A 22,654-nucleotide genomic window follows, 5' to 3' on the forward strand; every position below is an offset into this window, starting at 1 on the left:
CCCGGGAAATCCGCCGGTCAGGTCGCCTCGCGGCGGGCCAGGGCCCCGCGGGAGCGCGTGACCAGGGCCGCGAGGAGAGCCGCGCCGACCGGGACCACGACGAGCAGGGCGGCCAGGGTCTCCCACGGGAGCACGATCGGGACGTACGGCGGCGCGTCGACCCCGTAACCGGCGCCGAGTGCCTCCTCGTAGAACCTCATGCGCTCGCGCTGCTCGGTCAGCCGTAGCCCCACCGCCGGCAGCACACCGGTTGCGGAGCCCAGGACCACACCCATCGCGGCCACCACACCGCACTGGAAACCGCTCAGCGTGCGCCGCACCCTCGGTGGGGCGCCCACGGCAGCCAGCGTCTTGAGGTCCGCCTCGGCGTCGGCCTGGGCGAGCCCGGTGGCGATACCGGCCGCACCGATGGTGATCAGCCCGGCGAACACCGTCAGCGACAGCAGCACGATGCTGTGCTTGCTGGTGTAGCCCTCCTCGATATGGAGTGTGGCATCCGCACCCGACTTGTCGAGCTCACCGTCGAGCTTCTGCCGCTGCTCGGTGGTCGGCGCCCTGTCGGTCGTGTAGTACGTCCCGAACGGAACCGTGGTGATGCCGGCCGCCTTGGCCGCCGCCGGGGGCACGATCAAGGTGAGGCCGTACGACTGCACCTTTTCGGGCACCTGGTAGGCGGGGAACGTCTTGATCTCGCCCGGCGACTCCTTGCCCTCCTCCGCAGCCTTGTCGGCGGCCCTGATATCGGTGATCAGCCGGATCCCGACGGTGCCGCTCTTGTCGATCTTGCGCTTGTCGAGAGAGACGACCTTGCCGTCGGCCAGGGCCTTCCCGGCTGCCGGGTCCTCGATGGCGAGGGCCTTCAGCAGATGTGCGTCACCGACGACCACATCGACATCGGCATAGACGGTCCGCCGGTCTTCCCGGCAGCGCCAGTCCTTGGCGAGGGCCCGGCGCTGGGCCTCGGTGAACTTCTCCGCCGGATCGCCGGTCCCGGGTGCGCTCGGCCACAGCGGGCACTGGTTCTGCTTCGGCACGACGATCTCGTAGCGGCCGCAGCCGTCGGTGCCTGCGTAGATCGTGCACTGCTTCTTGCCTACGGTGATGCGATCCACATCCGCCCGTACATCCACCGGCAGATACTTCTGCACCGCCGCGCGGGCCTGGGCGACGTCCCGGCCCCCGGGCTCGTCGATCATCAGGGACACTCCGCCGCTCGGCAGCTGCGCCCGGTATTCGGCCGCGTCCTGGGCGTCACTGCTTGCCGCGTAGGTGGCCACGGCGACGGTCCCGGCGACAGCGGCCAGTACCGCGGCCACCGCGGGAGCCGTACGGCCCCGGTTGCGTACGGCGTCGCGCAGCGCGAGCCGGGGTGAGAGCGGCATCCAGCGGCCGGCCCGGCCGAAGAGCCCCACCAGCGCCGGCGTCAGGGCCACCACGCCGAGCTCGGCGATCGCGCTGCCACCCGCCACGATGAGGAACTCGTCGGAGAACAGGGACCCGTACAGCGCTGTCGCCGCGCCGAGCAGCACCGCGACCAGGCCGACCACGGGGAGCACACGGCTGCTGCGGCGGATGCCCCTGCGACCCGTGAGTGAGGCCAGAACGGTCTGCCGGGAGGCGGTGATGGCGGGGACGACCGCCGCCAGCAGGCCTGTCATGACCGCGAGCAGCCCGATACCGAGCAGTTCCAGAGGCCGGATGTCGAAGCTGCCGAAGCGGGCACCCATGTAGCCCTCGAGCAGCGGACGCAGGGCGAAGGTCAGGACGAGGCCGAGGACCGTGCCCACGACTGCGGCCATGAAGCCGATCACCAGGCCGCCTGCCAGAACGATGGCGCGGATATGACGGCGGTCGCCGCCGTTGGCGCCGACGAGTCCCAGCTGACGGCGCGAACGCCGGGCGCCCACGGCGAAGGCGGGTCCGGCCAGCAGGCAGATCTCGAGCATGGCGAGGCCGACGACGGTGCCGATCGCGGCGAGCGCTGCCGCCTGTGCGCCCGTGCTCTCCTCGTAGCTGCCCCAGTCGTCTGTCCGGTAGAGGGGCACCTCCGAGTCGGCGGGCGGATCGAGCTGAACGGCCCGCGAAACCACCAGGACACCCTTGGTATTGGCCTCACTGACCATGTTCCACGTGAAACCGCCGGAAACGGTCACCAGATAGGTCGTGCTCTTTTCGACGCCCGGCAGGTCGTCTGCCTTCAGCGCCTTGTCGAGCGGGTCGAGCAGTGCTCCTGGGAGCGCATTGACCTGGTCGGAGGTGAGTGAATCGGGCAGCTCGTACGAGCCGACGATCGTGTACTCGCGGTTCAGTCCCCGCGCCGCGACCTTGGAACCGACACCCAGCCCGCTGGACTCGAGGAAATGCGTCGTCGCCGCAAGCTCGCCGGGCCCCTTGGGGAACCGGCCCTCGATGAGTGTCATCATGCCGGTGGTCATCGGGTCCGTGGCCGTGAGCTCACGGATTTCGGTGTTCAGCAGACCGTGCGCGGTGCGCAGCTTGCCGGAACCCGTCGAATCCTCGAGCGACTTCGCGCCCGGTGGAAGGGCTTTTCCGACGTCCGTCGCGCCCTCGGGCCAACCTCTGTCGCCGAAGTTGCCTGCCGGGGCGTAGTTGCTGCCTTCCGGGTCCTGGAGGACGGGCGTCCCGCCGAGATTGGGGTCCGACAGCCTGGCGTCGGCTGCGCCGAGCTTACGCTCGAGGCTCTGCTCGGTCGAGAGCTCGGCGCTGCGCAGGGTCAGATCGGCGGCACTGACGCCGAGGATCGGCAGGGCGATCATCGCCAGGACGAGAAAGCTGCGTCCCTTGGCGCGCCAGGCATCACGGCGGGCGATACGTATGGCGGCCCGCCAGGAGTGGTACCAGTTCGTCACTGTTCGGCCGCCTGCCCGGTCAGCAGGGATTCCGCGTCGCTGCGGAAGGTCTGGTCGACGACCGCGCCGTCACGCAGGAAGACGACCCGGTCGGCCCAGGCCGCGAAACGCGGCTCATGGGTGACGAGGATGCCCGCGGCGCCGGCGTCGCAACGGGTGCGCAGCAGGGCGAGCACGGACTCGCCGGTCTCCGAGTCCAGGGCTCCCGTGGGCTCGTCGGCGAGCACAAGACGGCGGTCGCCGACCAGTGCGCGGGCGATCGCCACACGCTGCTGCTGACCACCGGACATCTCGTCCGGGAAGCGGTCGGCCAGATGGGCCAGGCTCATCTCCTCCAGCGCGGCGAGGGCCTCGGTGCGTGCCTTGCGGGCCGAGGTGCCGTCGAGCTCGCGCGGCAGGGCGATGTTCTCGGCCGCGGTGAGGGCGGGAATCAGGTTGTAGTCCTGGAAGACGTAGCCGATGCTGCGGCGGCGCAGAGCGGCCAGCGTCTTGCGGTCGGCGGTGGTGATGTCCGTGTCCTCCACGATCACCTGACCGGAAGTCGGAATGTCGAGTCCGCCGGCGATGGTGAGCAGCGTGGACTTGCCGGAGCCGGACGGGCCCATGACGGCGACGAGTTCACCCGGGTACACATCGAGGTCGACGCCGCGCAGTGCGTGCACCTCGGTGGCACCGCTGCCGTGGACACGGGTCAGTTGCCGCAACTGCAGCACAGGTTGCTGTGAATGCAGTTGCTGAGATTGCTGGTGGGGCTGCTGGGACTGGTCGGGCATGGAGGGGTCCCCCCTTGGGCGTACGCGAAGGCGTACTCGAGCGGATGTGAGAAGTGCGTGGCGGACGAGGCGTGAGACGGAGCTCAGCCTCCACGCCCATGGCGCTGATGCGTGCGCGCCGGTGCCGGAGCCGGGGACGGAACAGGTGGGGGTGCGGGCTCCTCGGCCGAAGACGTCGCCGTCGCGGAGAGCCGGATCAACCGGGCTTCGCAATGGTCGAGCCAGCGGGCCTCGGCCTCGGTCTGGAAGATGAGCTGCTCGAGCACGAGCAGCCAGGCGACGTCGTCGCGGTCGGACAGTTCGGACTCCAGCGCCTGTGCCTTGAGGCGGGTGTAGTCCTGCATCGCCTTCACGGTGTGCCGCCGCTGGGACTGGATGACCTTGCGGATGTCGACCGTCGGCGCGCCGACCGCCATGGCGAGTTTGATGGCCAGCTCGTCGCGGGCCGGGCTGGTCCGGTCGACAGGCCGTCCGTACCAGGACTGCAGTTCGTCCCGACCGGAGTCGGTGATGGCGTAGAGCGCATGCCCGGCCCCGTCCTCCCCGTCCTGTACGACCATGCCGTCACGTTCCAGCCGGCTGAGGGTCGTATAGACCTGGCCGACGTTGAGCGGCCAGGTGGATCCTGTGCGGGACTCGAACTCGGTGCGGAGCTGCGAGCCGTAGCGAGGGCCGCGTTCGAGGAGGGCCAGAAGGCCGTGACGGATCGACATACTCAGTATGTATACCGAGTATGTCCGCGGGGACAACCGACCTGAGACGGATGCGTCATGTAGGCCGTACGGGGGACGGCGGTACCCGAGGAGGGGATCCGGCCGCCCTCGGGACCGGGCTCAGTAGCGGCGAAGGCGCAGTCCCATATAGCCGAGCCCCAGCCCCATCAGTGCGCATCCGGTACCGAGGGTCAGTATCGGAATCTCCCGCTCCAGCGGCCGGGTGGCGGCCTGGGGTGCCGCCTTGCCGACGGCGGCCGGTGCGGTGGTGGCAGGGGGGTCCGCCGGGGGCACAGGGACGGGCGGTGCGGAGACGGTGTTGCCGTGGGTGTCGTGCTCGGGCGCCGCCGAGGTGGTCCGGCCGGGTTCGCGTACGTGCGACCGGCCGTGATCGTGGTCGTCCGACGTCTCCGGAGCACTGGGTGCGACGGGGATGGGCGGGGCCGTGCGACCGGGCCGGTCAAGCCCTTCGCCGGCCCTGCGTCCCGCCAGGGAGGGCGAGGGTGTCGGACTCCTGGGGCCGGCTGCCGCGCCACCGTTCGGGTTTCGATCCGGGCCCGTGCCCGTGCCCGTAGCCGGTCGTGGGTCCGCTCCAGCGTCCGGTACCTCGGCGGGACTGCCGCCGCTGCGGCCGCCATTGCCGGGTGCCGATGCGTCGGAGCGGCTGAGCCGTACGGATGGCGGGGGGAGGGGTTTCCCGGGAGCGCGGTGGTCGTGACCGACCTGCCGGTCCCCGTGCCTCCCGTGGTCCCTGCCGTCGGCGCGGTCCCGTTGCTCCCCATGGTGCCGCGAGTCCCGGCTGCCCCGTCCGTCGTCGGTGTACGTGCCCTCGGCGGGCTGCCAAAACGTTTCTGCTCCCTGAGCTCCCTGAGCTCCCTGACCCTGAGCTCCCTGAGCTCCCTGAGCTCCCGGGGAACCCTTCCCGTACCCATCGGCATGAACCGCGGCGGGCGCGGCCAGCGCAAGTACCGCAAGGGCCGCAAGGGTCGTCACGCAGTGCAGGTGGGGCTTCGGAGTCACTGGGGTGACCCCCCTCCCGTGCGAGTCGCCGAGATGCCTGGATGCAGGATCGTCGGACTCAGCGTCACATGACGGGGCATTCGCGGCATCCGGGGCGTGGCGCGATACGCCGGGACCTTGGCCGTTCCGGGACAGCCGAAGGGCCCGCCGCGCGTGGCTGCGACGCGCAACGGGCCCTGGAGCAGCCCATGAGGGGATCGGGCGGGCCGCAGATCCGCAGCCGCGGACGACCCTTCTTCAGTCGAGCCCGTGGTCCTCCTGCGGGAGGTGCCCCTTCGGAAGCGCGATCGCCTCGGACCTGCACGGCGGAGCAGGACTGGCCGGGCCCATCTGTTGATCTTCGTACGTGGCTACTGCGGATTACCGGTGGACACCTCGAGGGTGAACTCCGCCTCGCCCTCGGGCAGCTCCGTGCCGTCCGTGGGGAACTGGGTCAGGACCGTGCCCTCGCCGTAGATGTTCTCGTCGATCGGGATCTGCTTGACGACCGACCAGCCTGCCGCCTGAATGCACTTCTTGACCGAAGCGATGTTCTTGTACCGGAAGTCCGGTGCCTGGAACTTCTTCGGGTCGCTGCCCTCCTGGGGGTCGGTGCACTCCTCCAGGTCGATCGTGGCGCCGAGGTTCGGGCCCCTGTGTCCCGCCACTTCCGACTGGCTGGCGGACGGCTCGCCCCCGCCGCGCGCGTCCGGGTCCTCGTCGTTGCCGCCCAGGTTCAGGACGGTGATCAGGCCACCGATGGCCAGCAGGGCCACCGCGATCGAGCCCACGATCACCGGCATGTTCCGTCCGCCTCCGCTGCTGCCGCCCGCGGAACCACCCGTGTGCTGGGGCGAGACGGTGTACGGGGGCGGAGTCTGCGACTGATAGGCCGGAGCGGGGGGCTGGGTCTGCTGCGGATAGCCGTAGCCGGGCGAGGGCGTCGGCACGGGAGCCGCTGTCGGGTGCCCGTACGGCCCGGGAGCCGGGGTGTGCTGCGGTCCCGGAACGGGGCCCGGCTGGTACGGCTGGTGCACGTTCGGCGGGGCCTGGGTCATCTGGTCCACCGGAGGGAACACGGCCGAGCCCACCCCCGCCCCGCTGCTGACCGGACCGCCGGCGATGATCGCCGGAGCGCCGGTCTGACCCGCCGCCGCCACCCGCATGCATTCGTCGCGCATCGCGGCGGCGCTCGGGAAGCGCTCGTTCGGGTTCTTCTTCAGCGCCCGAGCGACCAGGGCGTCCATCGCCGGGGTCAGCGACCGGTTGACCGAGGACGGTGCGACCGGCTCCTCCTGTACATGCGCGTACGCGATGGCCAGCGGCGAGTCCGCGTTGAAGGGCAGCCGGCCCGTCAGCAGCTGGAAGAGCATGATGCCGACCGAGTACAGATCGCTGCGCGCGTCCACACCGCGCCCCAGCGCCTGCTCGGGGGACAGGTACTGCGGGGTGCCCACGACCATGCCGGTCTGCGTCATCGAGGTGACGCCCGACTGCATGGCCCGCGCGATACCGAAGTCCATGACCTTGACGACACCGCGCTTGGTGATCATCACATTGCCGGGCTTGATGTCCCGGTGGACCAGGCTCATCTCATGGCTCGTCTCGAGCGCCGCCAGCACATCGGCGGTCACCTTCAGCGCCTTGTCGGCCGGCATCGCCCCGTGCTGCTGGATGTCGGCCTGCAGCACCGAACCGAGTGGCCGGCCCTCGACGTACTCCATGACGATGTACGGCATCAGCGAGCCGTCCAGCTCGTCCTCACCCGTGTCGAAGACCGACACGATGTTGGTGTGGGAGAGCTTGGCGACGGCCTGAGCCTCCCGCCGGAAGCGCTCGCGGAAGGACTGCTCGCGCCCGAGTTCGGTGTGGAGGGTCTTGATGGCGACCTGCCGGTCCAGCGCGGAGTCGTACGCCAGATATACGGAAGCCATGCCGCCTTCGCCGAGCAGGTCGCGAAGCTGGTACCGGCCGCCCGCGACCGAGCCGCCCGCGTAGCGGCCGCCGCCGTGTGCCCCGTCCTGGCTCATGTCGTGCTTCCCCCTAGGCGCGCCTGGCGGCGGCGATGATCCGGATTTACGGGCCAAGTCTGCCCGAGGGCACGGACACGTCAAGCCGGGTGCCCGTTCCGTGACCGTACGCACAAGAAGCGTCTCGCAAGCGTTACAGGAAACTCATGGAATTTGCCTGGGTACAGCGGCAACGGGTTTGATGACCGGTCCATCCCGGACCGGGGCGCAGCGCGGAGCCTGTAGCGTGACGTGGCAAAGCACCCGAGACACGGGCCGCGGGCGCGCGGCGCGGTTAAAGATACGACGGCGAGGACTGATGGCACCCGAACCCGAAGCAAGTGGCGGCGGAGTCTCGGATGCTGTGGACTCCTGGGGCGAAGGCGGACTCGTCGGCGACGGCCGTTACCGCCTGACGCACCGTCTCGGCCGCGGCGGCATGGCCGAGGTGTTCGCGGCCGAGGACGTACGGCTCGGACGTATCGTCGCCGTCAAGCTGCTCCGCGCCGACCTCGCCGAGGACCCGGTGTCCAAGGCGCGCTTCACGCGCGAGGCACAGTCGGTCGCCGGGCTCAACCACCACGCCATCGTCGCCGTGTACGACTCCGGCGAGGACGTCGTCAACGGTCAGTCCGTGCCGTACATCGTGATGGAGCTGGTCGAGGGCAGCACCATCCGCGATCTGCTCATCAATGCCGAGGCACCGCCGCCGGAGCAGGCGCTGATCATCGTCGCGGGCGTCCTCGAGGCGCTCGCGTACTCGCACCAGCACGGCATCGTGCACCGCGACATCAAGCCCGCCAATGTGATCATCACCAACGGCGGCGCGGTGAAGGTGATGGACTTCGGCATCGCCCGCGCTCTGCACGGCGGGGCGACGACGATGACCCAGACCGGCATGGTCATGGGCACCCCGCAGTATCTCTCTCCCGAACAGGCGCTCGGCAAGGCCGTCGACCACCGCTCCGATCTGTACGCCACGGGCTGTCTGCTCTACGAACTGCTCGCGCTGCGTCCGCCGTTCACCGGCGAGACCCCGCTCTCCGTGGTCTACCAGCACGTCCAGGACGCCCCCGTGCCCCCGTCCGAGGCTTCGGACGTGGCGCCGCCGGAGCTGGACGGTCTCGTCGTGCGGGCACTGGCCAAGGACCCGGACGACCGGTTCCAGAGCGCCGAGGAAATGCGCGGCATGGTGCAGTACGGACTGCAGATGCTCCAGCAGGCGGGCAGCCACACCGGTACGTGGAACACCGGCCCGGTCGAGATGCACGAGGGCGGCCACACCCCGTCGATGGGGACGGCAGCGACGACCGTGATGGGGCACCCGACCCACGGCGACACCTCGCAGGGCTCGATACTGCCGCCGCGCAATCCTGACGACGGGGGCTTCAACGGCTACCACGGTGCGAACGGCGGCGGCAAGAACGGCGGTGGCCGGGGCAAGGTGCTGCTGTTCGTCGCGCTCGCGCTGATCGCGATCACCGCGGGTGTGGTGTTCGCGCTGGACCGGGCGAAGGACAACACCACGGACCAGAAGCAGGAGACGCCGGTTACCGAGACTCCCGCCAAGCCGGAGGAGAAGAGCCCCGAACCCTCCGACACGGAGAGCGAGGAGAGCGGCGAGGAGCCGGAGCACCAGACCGGGGGCAACGAGCGTCCCTGGACGCCGTCGGACACGCCGTCCGAGGAGGACACGCCCTCCGCGCCGGAGAGCCCGGTCGACCCGCCCTCGGATCCGCCGACCGCGAGCGAGGGCACCACGGACGGCACCGCCGAGGGCACCACCGAGGGGACGACCGAAGGCACCACCGAGGGGACGACCGAAGGCACCACGGAGGGCACGACCGAGGGCACCACGGAGGGGACGACCGAAGGGACGTCCGAGGGCACCTCGGACGGGACCTCCACAGGTGTGGACGCGGGCGCTGACGGCGGCACCCTCCCGTAACGCTTGTCACACCCGTCACTACGTGTCCTGCCCTTCGGCCCGAACCGGTCACGAAGGGCGCGTGCGGACCGCGCCCGGTCCGCCTGCGTGCCCCGGGCGGGGTCCTCACCCGGCGAACGCCTCGCACACGGTCTCGTACTCCCGCGTCCACCACACCGCCAGGGCCGACGCCGCAGGAAACTGCGGGTCGGCCCTTCGGTCGTGCAGCTGGTAGCGCCAGCGCAGTATCCAGAAGTCGTTGAGCCGCTCCCACCACACCCGGTGCACGGCCGCGGCCAGTTCCGCGCTGTCCGCCCCCGCCGCCCGCCGGTAGGCCCGCGCGTAGGCCCGCACCTTCGGCAGCTCCAGCTCACCGGCCGGGCTGACGAAGAAGATGGCCGCGGCCCGTACCGCTTCCTCGGCGCGCGGCTGCACCCCCAGCCGGTCCCAGTCGACGATCGCGGCGGGCTCCGCACCCCGGTACAGCAGATTCAGCGGATGGAAATCACCGTGTACCCAGCCGCTGGCCGCGCCCGGGGGAGGCCGTCGGTGCGCATGACGCGCCAGCAGGGCGCGGCGCTCCAGCAGCCGGTGCTCGGCGAGCGCGTCGAAGGCGTCCCGGGGCCGGTGACCGCGCACCAGGTCGAGCAGTTCGTCGATGAGCGCGAAGGTGTCGACCGGGTCGGCGCTGCTGTGGTCCTCGTCGTGCTCCCGGCCGTGCCGAGGCACGTCCATCACCCGCTCGAGACCGGTGTGCACCAGCCCCAGCAGTGCGCCGAGGCGGCGCGACTCGGCTGTGGTGAGCTGGGCGCCGTCCCGGTGCCGTCCGTCGACCCAGGGGTGGAGGGCGTAGCAGCGGCCGCCGATCACGGCCACGGTGTCTCCCGTCGTGTCCTGGACGGGCGGGGCGACGGGCACGCCGAGGGACTGAAGGCGCTGGGTGGCGCGGTGCTGGCGGGCGATGGTCTCGCGGTCGGCGGTCGGCGCGTCCAGGTGGTGCTTGAGGAAGTAGGCGCCGCGGGTGGTGGCGAGGCGGTAGCCGCGGTTGAGGAGGCCCTGGGTGACGGGCTCGCAGGAGAGAGGCTCGCCGGGATTCTCGTACCGGCGCAGCAGTTCACCCAGGGGAGGTGGGGCAGTAGCAGATGAGCGCGGCACCCGTCAGATGATAGATCACACTGCGTGTCGCGCGTGTCGCTCTTCGGCAACAGTCCTTCGGTCTGCTCCGGGCGTGCAGACGCCCGTGCGCGGTGGCCGTGAGGAGCAGTCCTCTGCGCACGGGCAGCGGAAGGAGGGCTGCGCACGGGCAGCCGGAGCAGCGGTCGTCCGTGCAGGGACTGGGGCCGTCGGCACAGGGGAGCCGGTGCCGGGGGCGAGCGCCGGCATGCCGGGGGGCCTCGGGGGCCTGCGCTAGTGCCGCTCCGCCTGCATCCTCGCCACGTACGCCGCGGCCTGGGAGCGGCGCTCCATGCCCAGCTTGGCGAGCAGGATGGAGACATAGTTCTTGATTGTCTTCTCGGCGAGGTGCAGTCGCTCGCCGATGGCCCGGTTGGTCAGCCCCTCCCCGATGAGATCCAGGATCCTGCGCTCCTGATCGGTCAGTCCTGCCAGCTTGTCGTCCCCCCGGGGGCTGCTGCCGTCCCGCAGCCGCTCCAGGACGCGCGCGGTGGCGACCGGGTCGAGCAGCGACTTGCCCGCGGCCACGTCCCGTACCGCCGTCAGCAGCTCGGAGCCGCGGATCGCCTTGAGGACGTACCCGGAGGCGCCGGCCATGATCGCATCGAAAAGTGCCTCGTCATCGGCGTACGACGTCAGCATCAGGCATTTGATGTCCTCGTTCTGGGACCGCACCTCACGGCACACCTCGACGCCGTTGCCATCCGGAAGGCGGACATCCAGAACTGCCACATCGGGGCGCACGGCGGGAATCCTCACCAGCGCATCCGCCGCTGTTCCGGCTTCTCCGACGACCTTGATGTCGTCCTCGATCGTCAGCAGATCATGCACGCCACGCCGGACGACTTCGTGGTCGTCCAAGAGGAATACCGTGATTTTTCCGTCTTCGCCCACGAAATCAGTCTCACATACTCACTCTTCCCGTGCCCGGGGTCACCGGGATAACGTGCCGTTGTTCCGGCAGCCTGCAAGGCTGTGACCAGTGGTTGTTCCCGCATTTCTCGATTTACTTGGAAATCCAAGCAAAATCGCAGGTCAAATGGGGTTTCGCAGTAATGTGTCGCACTGGGTAACGTGCCTTTGGCAGGGCGCTCGCCGGGGCACCTGTCACGCCCGTCCCGGACGAGTCGCACCCACCCCGTGCACACGTACAGAGACAGGCGAGCCGCACTGGCCTTCCCGGCGAACCCGGGGGCCGGACCGACGGAGGAGCAACGCACGTGACCGTGGAGAGCACTGCCGCGCGCAAACCGCGCCGCAGCAGTAAGCGCGTCAGCGCCGCGAAGAAGCCGCAGAGTTCCGAGCCCCAGCTCGTACAGCTGCTGACGCCTGAAGGTGAACGGGTCGAGCACCCGGAGTACGACATCGACCTGGGACCCGAGGAGATCCGCGGGCTCTATCGGGACATGGTCCTGACCCGGCGCTTCGACGCCGAGGCCACCGCCCTGCAGCGCCAGGGCGAGCTGGGCCTGTGGGCGTCGCTGCTCGGTCAGGAGGCCGCGCAGATCGGCTCCGGCCGTGCCCTGCGCGACGACGACTACGTCTTTCCGACCTACCGGGAGCACGGCGTCGCCTGGTGCCGCGGGGTCGACCCGACGAACCTGCTCGGGATGTTCCGTGGCGTGAACCACGGTGGCTGGGATCCGAACACCAACAATTTCCACCTGTACACGATCGTGATCGGTTCGCAGACGCTGCACGCGACCGGCTACGCGATGGGTGTCGCGAAGGACGGCGCGGACTCCGCGGTCATCGCCTACTTCGGCGACGGTGCCTCCAGCCAGGGCGATGTCGCCGAGTCCTTCACCTTCTCCGCGGTCTACAACGCCCCGGTCGTGTTCTTCTGCCAGAACAACCAGTGGGCCATCTCCGAGCCCACCGAGCGCCAGACCCGTGTCCCGCTCTACCAGCGCGCACAGGGCTTCGGCTTCCCCGGCGTCCGCGTCGACGGCAACGACGTGCTGGCCTGCCTCGCCGTGACCCGCTCCGCACTGGAGCGCGCCCGCCGTGGTGAGGGCCCGACGCTGGTCGAGGCGTACACCTACCGGATGGGTGCCCACACCACGTCCGACGACCCCACCAAGTACCGGCACGACGACGAGCGGGCGGCCTGGGAGGCCAAGGATCCGATCCTGCGTCTGCGTACGTACCTGGAGCGGGAGGGTCTCGCCGACGAGGCGTACTTCACCGCCCTCGACGAGGAGAGCGACGTGCTCGCCAAGCGCGTCCGGGAGGCGGTCCGGGCCATGCCCGACCCCGACCACATGGCCATTTTCGAGAATGTGTACGCCGACGGGCACGCCCTCGTCGACGAGGAGCGCGCGCAGTTCGCCGCCTACCAGGCGTCGTTCGCGGACGCTGCCGAGGAGGGCAAGTAAGCCATGGCCACAGAGAAGATGTCGCTTGCGAAGGCGCTCAACGAGTCGCTGCGCAAGGCCCTCGACACCGACCCCAAGGTCCTCATCATGGGTGAGGACGTCGGCAAGCTCGGTGGAGTCTTCCGGATCACCGACGGGCTGCAGAAGGACTTCGGCGAGGAGCGGGTCATCGACACCCCGCTCGCCGAGTCCGGCATCGTCGGCACCGCGATCGGCCTCGCACTGCGCGGCTACCGCCCGGTCGTCGAGATCCAGTTCGACGGTTTCGTCTTCCCCGCGTACGACCAGATCGTCACCCAGCTCGCCAAGATGCACGCCCGTGCGCTCGGCAAGATCAAGCTGCCGGTCGTCGTCCGTATCCCCTACGGCGGAGGCATCGGCGCGGTCGAGCACCACTCGGAGTCGCCGGAGGCGCTCTTCGCGCACGTGCCCGGCCTGAAGGTGGTCTCCCCCTCGAACGCGTCCGACGGCTACTGGATGCTCCAGCAGGCCATCCAGAGCGACGACCCGGTGATCTTCTTCGAGCCGAAGCGCCGTTACTGGGACAAGGGCGAGGTCGACACCGAGGCCATCCCCGACCCGCTGCACGCCGCCCGCGTCGCCCGCACCGGCACGGACCTGACGCTCGCCGCGTACGGGCCCATGGTGAAGGTCTGCCTCGAGGCCGCAGCGGCCGCCGAGGAGGAGGGCAAGTCGGTCGAGGTCCTGGACCTGCGCTCGATGTCGCCGATCGACTTCGACGCCGTCCAGCGGTCCGTGGAGAAGACCGGCCGGCTGGTCGTCGTCCACGAGGCTCCGGTCTTCTACGGCTCCGGCGCGGAGATCGCCGCCCGCATCACGGAGCGGTGCTTCTACCACCTGGAGGCGCCGGTGCTGCGTGTGGGCGGGTTCCACGCTCCGTACCCGCCTGCCCGGCTGGAGGAGGAGTACCTTCCGGGACTGGACCGGGTGCTCGACGCCGTCGACCGCTCGCTGGCGTACTGAGGAGAGGGTCGTGACGACGATGACTGACGTTTCTGCTCGCTTCCGTGAGTTCAAGATGCCCGATGTGGGCGAAGGACTGACCGAGGCCGAGATCCTCAAGTGGTACGTCCAGCCCGGTGACACCGTCACCGACGGTCAGGTGGTGTGCGAGGTCGAGACGGCGAAGGCCGCGGTGGAGCTGCCCATTCCGTACGACGGTGTCGTGCACGAGCTCCGCTTCGGCGAGGGCACCACGGTGGACGTCGGTACGGCGATCATCACCGTGGACGTGGCGCCCGGCTCCGGCACGGCCGAGGAGCCGCCGCCGGCGGCCACCGAGCCCACGCTCGCCGCCGCCGAGCCGGAGGCCGAGGCGAAGGCCGCACCGACCGGGCGCCAGCCGGTGCTCGTCGGCTACGGCGTCGCCGAGTCCTCGACCAAGCGGCGTCCGCGCAAGGGGACTCCGGTGGCGGAGCGGACCCAGGCCGCGGCGGCCGTGCAGGCCGAGCTCAACGGGCACGGGACCGCGGTGCCCACCGCACCCCGGCCGCTGGCCAAGCCCCCGGTCCGCAAGCTCGCCAAGGACCTCGGGGTGGACCTCGCGACCGTCGTGCCCAGCGGGCCCGACGGGATCATCACCCGCGAGGACGTCCACGCGGCGGTGGCTCCCGCACCGGTCGCTGCTCCGGTCGCGCCCGCCGCCGTGCCCGTACAGGCTTCGCAGGCCGAGGCGCCGGAGCCGGTGGTTGCTGTGGCCGGTGGTGTCCGCGAGACCCGTATCCCCATCAAGGGCGTACGGAAGGCCACCGCGCAGGCGATGATCGGGTCCGCGTTCACGGCGCCGCACGTCACCGAGTTCGTCACGGTCGATGTGACGCGCACGATGAAGCTGGTCGAGGAGCTCAAGGCCGACAAGGACATGGCCGGACTCCGGGTGAACCCGCTGCTCCTCATCGCCAAGGCGCTGCTGGTGGCGATCAAGCGCAACCCGGAGATCAACGCCGCCTGGGACGAGGCGAACCAGGAGATCGTCCTCAAGCACTATGTGAACCTGGGCATCGCCGCCGCGACACCGCGCGGTCTGATCGTGCCGAACATCAAGGACGCGCACGAGAAGACCCTGCCGCAGCTCGCGGAGTCCCTGAGCGAGCTGGTGGCCACGGCGCGCGAGGGCAGGACCACTCCCGCGGCGATGCAGGGCGGCACGGTGACGATCACCAACGTCGGCGTCTTCGGCGTCGACACCGGCACCCCGATCCTGAACCCGGGCGAGTCCGCGATCCTCGCGGTCGGGGCGATCAAGCTCCAGCCGTGGGTCCACAAGGGCAAGGTGAAGCCGCGCCAGGTCACCACGCTGGCACTGTCCTTCGACCACCGGCTGGTGGACGGCGAGCTCGGCTCGAAGGTCCTGGCGGACATCGCCGCGGTCCTGGAGCAGCCGAAGCGCCTGATCACCTGGGCGTGACGGGCCGAAAGCCCGAGGGCCCGGCCGGCCCGTGATGCAATGCACGAGGTCCCGTGACGCACATCGGCGTCACGGGACCTCGTGCATGCGGCTGGTGCCGGATCAGTCGCGCTGGGCGCCCTGGGGCAGCTTGCGCAGCTGCATGGTGCTCGCGGTGCTGGAGCCGAAGCCGTAGTCCAGCATCTTTGCGGCGTCCGTGAAGCGGTTGGCGTCGTTGAGGACGACACCGATCAGGGTCTTCGTCCCACGGGTGGCCGCGAAGACCATGCAGGGGCCGGCCGGCGTGTTCGTGCCGGTCTTGATGCCGTTGGCACCGCTGTACGAGCCGAGGAGCTTGTTGGTGTTGTACCAGGTGTACGTGCGGGTGCCGCCGGTGCTCGTCGGCGCGGTGCTCTTGTAGGAGGGCGCCTTGACCACGGCGCGGAAGTTGGCGTTGCCCATGGCGTAGCGGGCGATCTTCGCCAGTTCGCGCGGGGTGGTGTAGTTGTTGCCCGCCGTCGAGTTGCCGTCGAACGAGTCGAACTTGGTGTTCCTCAGGCCGAGCTCGGTGGCCTTGGCGTTCATCTTGGCGATGAAGGACTGGGTGCGGGCGGTGCGGGTGGTGCCCGTGCCGAACGTGTCGGCCAGGGCGAACGCCGCGTCGCAGCCGGACGGCAGCATCGTCGCGTACAGCAGCTGGCGGACGGTGAGTACATCACCGCTGCGCAGATCGGCGGTGCTGGCGCCCTTGGCGACGACATAGTCGCGGTAGGCCTGCTTCGAGGTCACCTTGCGGTTGAGGTCGAGCCCGGGGGTGGAGAGCACGACGGCGACCGTCATGATCTTCGTGGTGCTCGCCATCTGGCGCTTGGTGTCCGCGCTCTTGCTGTACAGCGGGGTGCCGTTGGAGCCGAGCATCATGTACGCGCCGCTGGCGGAGACGGTCGGCGCGGTCGCCGCCTGGGCGGACGACGAGGCCATGGGCGAGACGGTCAGCAGCACGCCGGTGGCAAGAGTGACCGCGGCGGCTCTGCGCACGCCCTTGAGGCTGGATATCAAAGGAAACGCTCCGAGTTCGCGAATGCGCTGAAAAGGGACGTCTGGGGGGTCTGAGGGAAACGAAGGCCCGGGAACGAGACGCACGGGGAGCGCAAAAGGATGCACGCATCCTGAGAACTTGTCCGCGTCCTGCATGGTGGACGGCACTTCTTGATGTACCCCTCTTGTATCTAAGCTGTGCGCATGTCAGCCGCACCCGCCGCCGAACGTGTCTACACCCACATCAAACGGGCGGTACTCGACCGACGTTACGAGGGCGGCACACTTCTCACCGAAGGTGAGCTCGCCGAGGCCGTCGGAGTGTCCCGCACCCCCGTGCGCGAGGCGCTGCTCAAGCTGGAGATGGAAGGGCTGCTCAAGCTCTATCCGAAGAAGGGCGCACTCGTGCTCGCCGTCTCCGCGCAGGAGATATCCGACGTCATCGAAACCCGCTTGCTGGTCGAGGAGTTCGCCGTCCGCAAGGCCGTCCCCGCTCCGGCGGGGCTCGTCGAGCGGCTGCAGGAACTCGTGGACCGGCAGAAGCGGAATGCAGCGGACGGCGACCTCGCCGCCGTCGCCGCCACCGACCGCTGCTTCCACGCGGAGATCGTGCGCAACGCCGGGAACGAGATTCTCTCCCGCCTCTACGACCAGCTCCGTGACCGTCAGCTGCGCATGGGCGTCGCCCTGATGCACGCGCAGCCGGAACGCATCACCAAGAACATCACCGAGCACACCGAGATGCTCGAGGCCATCAGGGCCGGTGACACCGAGCGTGCCGCGGGTTGCGTGCACCAGCACCTGTCCTGGGTCAAGGTGCTGGCGCGGGGTGAGGAGCGATGAGCGCGACCGCGCTGTCGTTGCCCGGAGATCCACCCGGCGGCCGCCGCGCCTACGCGGTCTGGGGCATCGGTGTCTCCGTCTACTTCGTCGCCGTCATCTTCCGGACCTCGCTGGGCGTTGCCGGACTCGATGCGGCCGACCGCTTCGACGTCAATGCCTCCGCCCTCTCGACCTTCTCCATACTCCAGCTGCTGGTGTACGCGGGCATGCAGATACCCGTCGGCCTGTTGGTCGACCGGCTCGGTACCAAGAGGGTCCTCACCCTGGGCGTCGTCCTGTTCACGGCCGGACAGCTGGGCTTCGCGCTCTCCCCCTCGTACGGCATGGCCCTCGCCTCCCGCGCACTGCTCGGCTGCGGCGACGCCATGACCTTCATCAGCGTGCTGCGCCTGGGCTCCCGGTGGTTCCCGGCCAGGCGGGGGCCGCTCATAGCCCAGGTGGCCGCGCTGTTCGGCATGGCGGGCAATCTCATCTCGACCATCCTTGTCTCCCGGCTGCTGCACGGTCTCGGCTGGACCGCGACATTCGCGGGCAGCGCGGGGGCAGGCGTGGTGGTCCTCGTCCTGCTGCTGCTCTTCCTGAAGGACCACCCTCCTGGGTACGAGCCGGCCCCGGCCCCGCACACCGGGGCCGCCTATGTCCGGAGGCAGATCGCCGAGTCGTGGAGCGAGCCCGGCACCCGGCTCGGTATGTGGGTGCACTTCACCACGCAGTTCCCCGCCATGGTGTTCCTGCTGCTGTGGGGGATGCCGTTCCTCGTCGAGGCCCAGGGCCGGTCCCGGGAGACCGCCGGTGAACTGCTGACACTGGTGGTGGTCGCCAATATGGTCGTGGGCCTGGTGTACGGGCAGATCATCGCCCGGCACCACGCGGCCAGGGCGCCACTCGCACTCGGTACCGTCGGGGCGACCGCGCTGCTCTGGGGCGCCACCCTCGCGTATCCCGGTGAACACGCCCCGATGTGGCTGCTGATCACTCTCTGCACGGTGCTCGGCGCCTGCGGACCGGCCTCGATGATCGGCTTCGACTTCGCGCGGCCGGCGAACCCGCCCCGGCGGCAGGGCACGGCATCCGGCATCGTCAACATGGGCGGATTCACGGCCTCGATGACCACGCTGCTCGCAGTGGGGCTGCTGCTGGACGCGACCGGCGACAACTACCGGATCGCGTTCACATCCGTCTTCGTCCTGCAGGCGCTCGGGGTTGTCCAGATCCTGCGGCTGCGTGCACGCACGGCGCGGCGGGAGCGGGAACGGCTCGTGGCGAGCCGGGTGGAGGCCGTGCACGTACCGGCGTGACCGGCGTGAACCCGGCTGCACACGCCGCTCGTACCGGTGTGACCGGCGGGTGCTGCAGCGCGGGCACGGAGCTTCCCGGCGGTGCGGGAGCCCGGTTGCGGGGCCCTGGGGACGGCCCCGCCCGCCCGGTCACAGCACCAGGGGCTCTCGTTTGGATCTTGCCGGGCTCGCGTGCCCCGGCACGCTCGCAGCGCTGTCGTCAGTCGCCCTGCGATCGCACGCACCGGACCCCGCTCACCGATCCAGCCCGATCCAAACGAAAGACCTAGGGCGTGACGGCGAAGCGGTCCAGGATCACCGCCGCCAGATCCGCGTCGCCGTCGACCTTGATCCGGTCGGCGACGGCCGGAGGCCTGACCCGCCCGGCGGCAAGCCGTACGTACGTCTCCCAGTCCAGCGACAAGGTCGCCGTAGGCCCCAGCGAGGGAGAGCCGTCGATCGTGCCGCGCCCGTCCGCGTCGACACGCACGGTCCGCAGGAACTCCACGGGTCCGCTGACATCGAAGACGACCGCCGAGTTCGGCGGGGCACCCGCGTCCTTGGCGACGACCCGGGGAAGGACGGCCAGGAAGTTGTCACGGGCGACAAGTGCGCCGGGGGAGTCGAGATTGCCGGGCCTGCCGAACGTGACACGGAGATCCTGCTCGTGCAGCCAGACGTCGAACGCCCGCATCCGGTATGCCAGTTCAAGCGTCTGTTCGGCGCCGAGCGGGGCGCGGACCATGGTGTCGGGCGCGCGGTTCTCGTTCCGCAGCTGGCGGTTGCGGCGGATGATCGTGTACTCGAGCTCGGCCGTCATCTCGGGCGCGGTGTGGTGCCGGCGCACATCGACCTGCATCTCCATGTAGCGCGCGAACTCGCTGCGCACATGGTAGAGATCGCGGGGCAGCGTATGGATCGGCCGTGGGTCACCGAGCATCTCGCACTCCATGCCGATGATGTGCGACACGATGTCGCGCACCGACCACCCGGGGCACGGAGTTGCGCGGTTCCACTCCCCCTCCACGAGCGGCTGCACCAGCTCGGATATCGCTTCAACGGAGTGGGTCCAGGCGTCGGCGTAGGTCTGGAGACTGGGATGGACGGTCACGGAACCCCTCGGCGGTTGTGCGCGGGCTGGGTGCTGGGCAGTGGCCGGGGGTCCTGGGGGCGGCCCCCGGGAGAGAACAGTACGCTGCCCTTGGGCACCCCGGCAGTGCTTTCGTGTGACGATCGTAGGCCCGTGTTGACGGCTCGAATGCCAGGACGGTGGTAGTGTGCGCGCCTCGCTCATTCAGATCGCAGTAGACCCGGACGAATCCGTCGATTCACGCCGACAGCGCGTCGCGTCCCTGGTACGCGAACAGTCCGGCGCGGACCTGGTCGTCCTGCCCGAGCTGTGGCACGTCGGGGCCTTCGCCTACGAGCTCTTCGAGGCCGAGGCGGAGCCGCTCAACGGCCCCACGTACGAGGCGATGGCCAAGGCCGCCGCCGATGCGGGCGTCTGGCTGCACGCGGGCTCCGTCGTCGAGCGCGCCGCACCCGGCAGTGGCTCCGCCACGCAGCCCGGCGCCCTCTACAACACGTCGCTCGTCTTCTCCCCCGCCGGGGAGCTCGCCGCCGTCTACCGCAAGATCCACCGATTCGGCTTCGACCAGGGCGAGGCGGTGATGATGGCCGCGGGCGACGAACTGGTCACCGTTCCGCTGCCCGACACCACTCTCGGCCTCGCCACCTGCTACGACCTTCGCTTCCCCGAGCTCTTCCGCGGACTCGTCGACGCGGGCGCCGACGTCCTGGTCGTCCCCGCCGGCTGGCCCGAACGGCGGCGCTCCCACTGGACCCTGCTCGCCCGGGCCCGCGCCGTGGAGAACCAGGCGTATGTGCTCGCCGTCGGCTGCGCAGGCACCCATGCGGACGTCCCGCAGGCCGGGCACAGCATCGTCGTCGACCCCTGGGGCGAGGTGCTTGCGGAGGCGGGTGCGGACGAGGAGATCCTCACCGTGGAACTCGACCCGGCGAAGGTCGCCACGACCCGCGAGCAGTTTCCGGCCCTCAAGGACCGTGTGCTCGGGCTCCCGGCACCGCGCTGAGCGCGTCGCGGCTGCCGGACCGCGACGACCCGGGCGGATCGCACTCGCCCCGGCCGCGGCCCGCTGCGCGGACAGGACCGGCCGACTCGCCGGTGCCGCGGGCACTTTGAGCCCCCACGATGCCGAACTGCGGTGCACCCGGGAGCCCGTCAGCTCCGGGCGCCGAAGTTCTGCACCCACCAGGGGCCGTTGGCGTCGAGGTTCACGCCGATACCGAAGTCGTCGAACCCGCAGTCCAGGATGTTGTCCCGGTGACTGGGGCTGTTCATCCAGTCGCGCATCGCCGTCGCGGGATCGTCGGGCCCGCGGTGGAGGTTCTCGCCCCACTTGCCGGCCGGGTAGCCCGCGGTGCGCATGCGGTCGTCGGCGTGCCGTCCCTCGGGGCTCGCGTGCTCGTAGTAGTTCCGGGCGGCCATGTCGTCGGCGTGCGCCTGCGCCGCGGCCTGCACCTGCGCGTCCACGCGCAGCGGGCCGCAACCCGCCTTCGTCCGCTCGGTGTTCACCAGCTCGACGATCCGATCGGCGAGACGTGCCGCCGCACCCGTGGCCCCCGTGCCGCCCCGCTGCTTCGTCCGCTCGGGTGTGGGCAGCGCGGTCCGCGTCTTCCGCCCGGTGGGAGTGGTGGCGCGGGGCGCCGTGGCGTGCCCGGTGCCGTCAGCGGGATTCCGCGAGGAGTCCTCCGTTCCGGCCGGAGCCGGCGATGCCGAGCCGGTCGGCACGGCCCCCGGCGCTGCCGGCGGTATGAACCCCGAGAGAGCCGCCCCCGGCGCCAGGCCGCTGCCCGTTTCCACCGGCAGCTGCTGCACGGATGTCGATGCGTCCCCCGCGACGGTGGCGTCCTCTCCCGACCCGCTCAGTGCGAAGATCCCGCCCACGAGCACTGCGGCCGCCGCGGCGCCCACGGCCACCGGTGCCGCGCCACCCGGCCGGAATCCCGGCTGCCGGGGCCGCCCGTGCCGCGCCCTGCTCGTGGCCCGCCGCCTGCCCCGCCCGCCCGGCAGGAACCGGTCGGCCCCGGTCTCCAGGCTCTCCAGGTACCGGAGGCGATCGTCGCTGTGCTGCATCGGAGCCCCGCTCTCATACGAACGCCGGTCTGTCCGGCACACGGGAGAGCGGGCACCAGGCCACTGGATAACAGTTTTCGGCCACCTGATTCCTTGCGTTGCCGACGGGGCGCCCTGCCGGGAGCCGAGGTACCCCACGGCGGAATGCGTCACCCGGCGGCACGGTCGGATGAAGGCATGGCGGCACGTGCACGCGTCCGTGCCCGGCCCAGCGAGGTTGCCGCGTACACGGCCACGTTCACGTAACCGGCCGGCACGGCGCAGCGAAGGCCGCGCGCCGATCACGAGCGCTGATCACGAGCGCCGTTCAGGCACTCCGGTGATGGCCGTGCAACTGCGTGCAGTTCCACGGGAGTTGCAGCTCTGCCGTTCCTGGCGTGGCCGACACCCGGACGACACGAGGAGCGGCGCCGTGAAGCGATCATGTAGTGCCCTGTGAGGTCCACGGCTCACCGCGGTGAAGGTGTCAGTCGCCGACCTGGTGTTCCACGCGGTGGCGGATGTACTCGTCCGGATGGGACCGGGCTATCGCTACCGCCGCGTCCACCAGGTCGTGCAGCTCCGGCGGGTAGACCGACTTCCGAAGCGGCAGTCCCGGGAGGATGCACCTGCGGACGTCCAGGTGCTCGTTGCTCACGAACTCGCGCAGCGCGGCTTCACGCCACTCGACCGACGAGACCGAGCCGTCATCGGGCTCCGCCCGGTCGGTGGCGCCGGGATTCTCCGCCCGCACGAGAGGCATCCGCAGGGGGAGGGCCGACCAGTACCAGGCCCGCGCGGCCCCCGCCCGCTCAGCGTCCGTCCCCGTCCGCAGGTATCCGAGCAGCGCGGCTTCGACGCGCCTCTGCCCGAACGCGTTCAGCGCCGGCTCGACGAACTGGCGGTTGAAGCTGGGGTCGGGGTCGTGGACAGCGGCCCTGACCAGCGCGTCGAAGGAGTCCTCGGAAACGCTCATGCCTTGGCGGCAGGCTTCACGCAGTGCCGCCCGAACCTGGTGCTCCCAGGTTCGTCCAGCAGTGGGCTCCGGCCTTTGCGGGACGTCGAGCCCGAGGAACCGGACCGCGTCTGCGAGGCACCTGGAGAACTGCTC

At 70.2% G+C, this 22,654-nt stretch carries 18 protein-coding genes; 7 read left to right on the plus strand and 11 right to left on the minus strand.

Annotation, left to right across the window (positions count from 1 at the left end):
- Positions 1–17: 17 nt before the first annotated feature.
- From AC068D_RS09505 to AC068D_RS09525, 5 genes are all read right to left on the minus strand, one after another.
- On the minus strand, positions 18–2,870 hold the full coding sequence (locus tag AC068D_RS09505; protein ID WP_478822376.1) for an ABC transporter permease: 2,853 nt from the start codon (positions 2,868–2,870) through the stop codon (positions 18–20).
- Positions 2,867–3,643, minus strand: a complete 777-nt coding sequence (locus tag AC068D_RS09510; protein ID WP_478822377.1) for an ABC transporter ATP-binding protein — start codon at positions 3,641–3,643, stop codon at positions 2,867–2,869. The genes AC068D_RS09505 and AC068D_RS09510 overlap by 4 nt, the downstream gene beginning before the upstream one ends.
- An 83-nt stretch (positions 3,644–3,726) precedes the next feature.
- Positions 3,727–4,356 carry a PadR family transcriptional regulator gene (locus AC068D_RS09515; RefSeq protein ID WP_478822378.1) on the minus strand — a complete coding sequence of 210 codons (630 nt, stop codon included), beginning with the start codon at positions 4,354–4,356 and terminating at the stop codon, positions 3,727–3,729.
- A gap of 120 nt (positions 4,357–4,476) precedes the next feature.
- Positions 4,477–4,650, minus strand: a complete 174-nt coding sequence (locus tag AC068D_RS09520; protein ID WP_478822379.1) for a hypothetical protein — start codon at positions 4,648–4,650, stop codon at positions 4,477–4,479.
- A 1,076-nt stretch (positions 4,651–5,726) separates the two neighbouring features.
- On the minus strand, positions 5,727–7,385 hold the full coding sequence (locus AC068D_RS09525) for a protein kinase domain-containing protein (RefSeq protein WP_478822380.1): 1,659 nt from the start codon (positions 7,383–7,385) through the stop codon (positions 5,727–5,729).
- A gap of 298 nt (positions 7,386–7,683) precedes the next feature.
- Between AC068D_RS09525 and AC068D_RS09530 the strand changes: the two genes are divergently transcribed.
- A complete protein-coding gene (locus AC068D_RS09530; RefSeq protein ID WP_478822381.1) occupies positions 7,684–9,312 on the plus strand; it encodes a protein kinase domain-containing protein in 1,629 nt (542 codons plus the stop codon).
- 105 nt (positions 9,313–9,417) lie between these two features.
- Here the strand turns inward: AC068D_RS09530 and AC068D_RS09535 are convergent, their stop codons facing one another.
- On the minus strand, positions 9,418–10,446 hold the full coding sequence (locus AC068D_RS09535) for a phosphotransferase (protein WP_478822382.1): 1,029 nt from the start codon (positions 10,444–10,446) through the stop codon (positions 9,418–9,420).
- Positions 10,447–10,698: 252 nt separating this feature from the next.
- Entirely contained in the window at positions 10,699–11,358 is a 660-nt protein-coding gene (locus AC068D_RS09540; protein WP_478822383.1) for a response regulator, read from the minus strand.
- 326 nt (positions 11,359–11,684) lie between these two features.
- Between AC068D_RS09540 and pdhA the strand changes: the two genes are divergently transcribed.
- From pdhA to AC068D_RS09555, 3 genes are read left to right on the plus strand one after another with little or no spacing between them, the layout of a single operon-like run.
- A complete protein-coding gene (gene pdhA, locus AC068D_RS09545) occupies positions 11,685–12,842 on the plus strand; it encodes a pyruvate dehydrogenase (acetyl-transferring) E1 component subunit alpha (protein ID WP_478822384.1) in 1,158 nt (385 codons plus the stop codon).
- Positions 12,843–12,845: 3 nt separating this feature from the next.
- Positions 12,846–13,826: an alpha-ketoacid dehydrogenase subunit beta gene (locus AC068D_RS09550; RefSeq protein ID WP_478822385.1), complete on the plus strand. Its 981-nt coding sequence runs from the start codon at positions 12,846–12,848 to the stop codon at positions 13,824–13,826.
- Positions 13,827–13,836: 10 nt separating this feature from the next.
- Complete coding sequence (locus AC068D_RS09555) at positions 13,837–15,270, plus strand: dihydrolipoamide acetyltransferase family protein (RefSeq protein WP_478822386.1); 1,434 nt, start codon at positions 13,837–13,839, stop codon at positions 15,268–15,270.
- A gap of 102 nt (positions 15,271–15,372) precedes the next feature.
- On the opposite strand, the gene AC068D_RS09560 is transcribed toward AC068D_RS09555, so the two are convergent.
- Positions 15,373–16,308: a D-alanyl-D-alanine carboxypeptidase family protein gene (locus tag AC068D_RS09560; protein ID WP_478822387.1), complete on the minus strand. Its 936-nt coding sequence runs from the start codon at positions 16,306–16,308 to the stop codon at positions 15,373–15,375.
- Between the two features lie 183 nt (positions 16,309–16,491).
- On the opposite strand from AC068D_RS09560, the gene AC068D_RS09565 reads away from it, so the two are divergent.
- Positions 16,492–17,130: a GntR family transcriptional regulator gene (locus AC068D_RS09565; protein WP_478822388.1), complete on the plus strand. Its 639-nt coding sequence runs from the start codon at positions 16,492–16,494 to the stop codon at positions 17,128–17,130.
- Positions 17,127–18,428: an MFS transporter gene (locus AC068D_RS09570; protein WP_478822389.1), complete on the plus strand. Its 1,302-nt coding sequence runs from the start codon at positions 17,127–17,129 to the stop codon at positions 18,426–18,428. The genes AC068D_RS09565 and AC068D_RS09570 overlap by 4 nt, the downstream gene beginning before the upstream one ends.
- 265 nt (positions 18,429–18,693) lie before the next feature.
- Here the strand turns inward: AC068D_RS09570 and AC068D_RS09575 are convergent, their stop codons facing one another.
- Complete coding sequence (locus AC068D_RS09575; RefSeq protein ID WP_478822390.1) at positions 18,694–19,518, minus strand: maleylpyruvate isomerase family mycothiol-dependent enzyme; 825 nt, start codon at positions 19,516–19,518, stop codon at positions 18,694–18,696.
- Positions 19,519–19,684: 166 nt separating this feature from the next.
- On the opposite strand from AC068D_RS09575, the gene AC068D_RS09580 reads away from it, so the two are divergent.
- Complete coding sequence (locus AC068D_RS09580; RefSeq protein WP_478822391.1) at positions 19,685–20,500, plus strand: carbon-nitrogen family hydrolase; 816 nt, start codon at positions 19,685–19,687, stop codon at positions 20,498–20,500.
- Between the two features lie 149 nt (positions 20,501–20,649).
- On the opposite strand, the gene AC068D_RS09585 is transcribed toward AC068D_RS09580, so the two are convergent.
- Positions 20,650–21,564, minus strand: a complete 915-nt coding sequence (locus tag AC068D_RS09585) for a CAP domain-containing protein (RefSeq protein ID WP_478822392.1) — start codon at positions 21,562–21,564, stop codon at positions 20,650–20,652.
- 466 nt (positions 21,565–22,030) lie between these two features.
- Complete coding sequence (locus AC068D_RS09590) at positions 22,031–22,519, minus strand: hypothetical protein (protein ID WP_478822393.1); 489 nt, start codon at positions 22,517–22,519, stop codon at positions 22,031–22,033.
- Positions 22,520–22,654: the final 135 nt, after the last annotated feature.

Source organism: Streptomyces sp. NPDC043861 (assembly GCF_056435905.1).

Coding starts and splice junctions, on each gene's coding strand:
- AC068D_RS09515 (WP_478822378.1), bottom strand. CDS start 4,356: ATGTCGATCCGTCACGGCCTTCTGGCCCTCCTCGAACGCGGCCCTCGC.
- AC068D_RS09590 (WP_478822393.1), bottom strand. CDS start 22,519: ATGAGCGTTTCCGAGGACTCCTTCGACGCGCTGGTCAGGGCCGCTGTC.
- AC068D_RS09570 (WP_478822389.1), top strand. CDS start 17,127: ATGAGCGCGACCGCGCTGTCGTTGCCCGGAGATCCACCCGGCGGCCGC.
- AC068D_RS09530 (WP_478822381.1), top strand. CDS start 7,684: ATGGCACCCGAACCCGAAGCAAGTGGCGGCGGAGTCTCGGATGCTGTG.
- AC068D_RS09565 (WP_478822388.1), top strand. CDS start 16,492: ATGTCAGCCGCACCCGCCGCCGAACGTGTCTACACCCACATCAAACGG.
- AC068D_RS09585 (WP_478822392.1), bottom strand. CDS start 21,564: ATGCAGCACAGCGACGATCGCCTCCGGTACCTGGAGAGCCTGGAGACC.
- AC068D_RS09525 (WP_478822380.1), bottom strand. CDS start 7,385: ATGAGCCAGGACGGGGCACACGGCGGCGGCCGCTACGCGGGCGGCTCG.
- AC068D_RS09510 (WP_478822377.1), bottom strand. CDS start 3,643: ATGCCCGACCAGTCCCAGCAGCCCCACCAGCAATCTCAGCAACTGCAT.
- AC068D_RS09550 (WP_478822385.1), top strand. CDS start 12,846: ATGGCCACAGAGAAGATGTCGCTTGCGAAGGCGCTCAACGAGTCGCTG.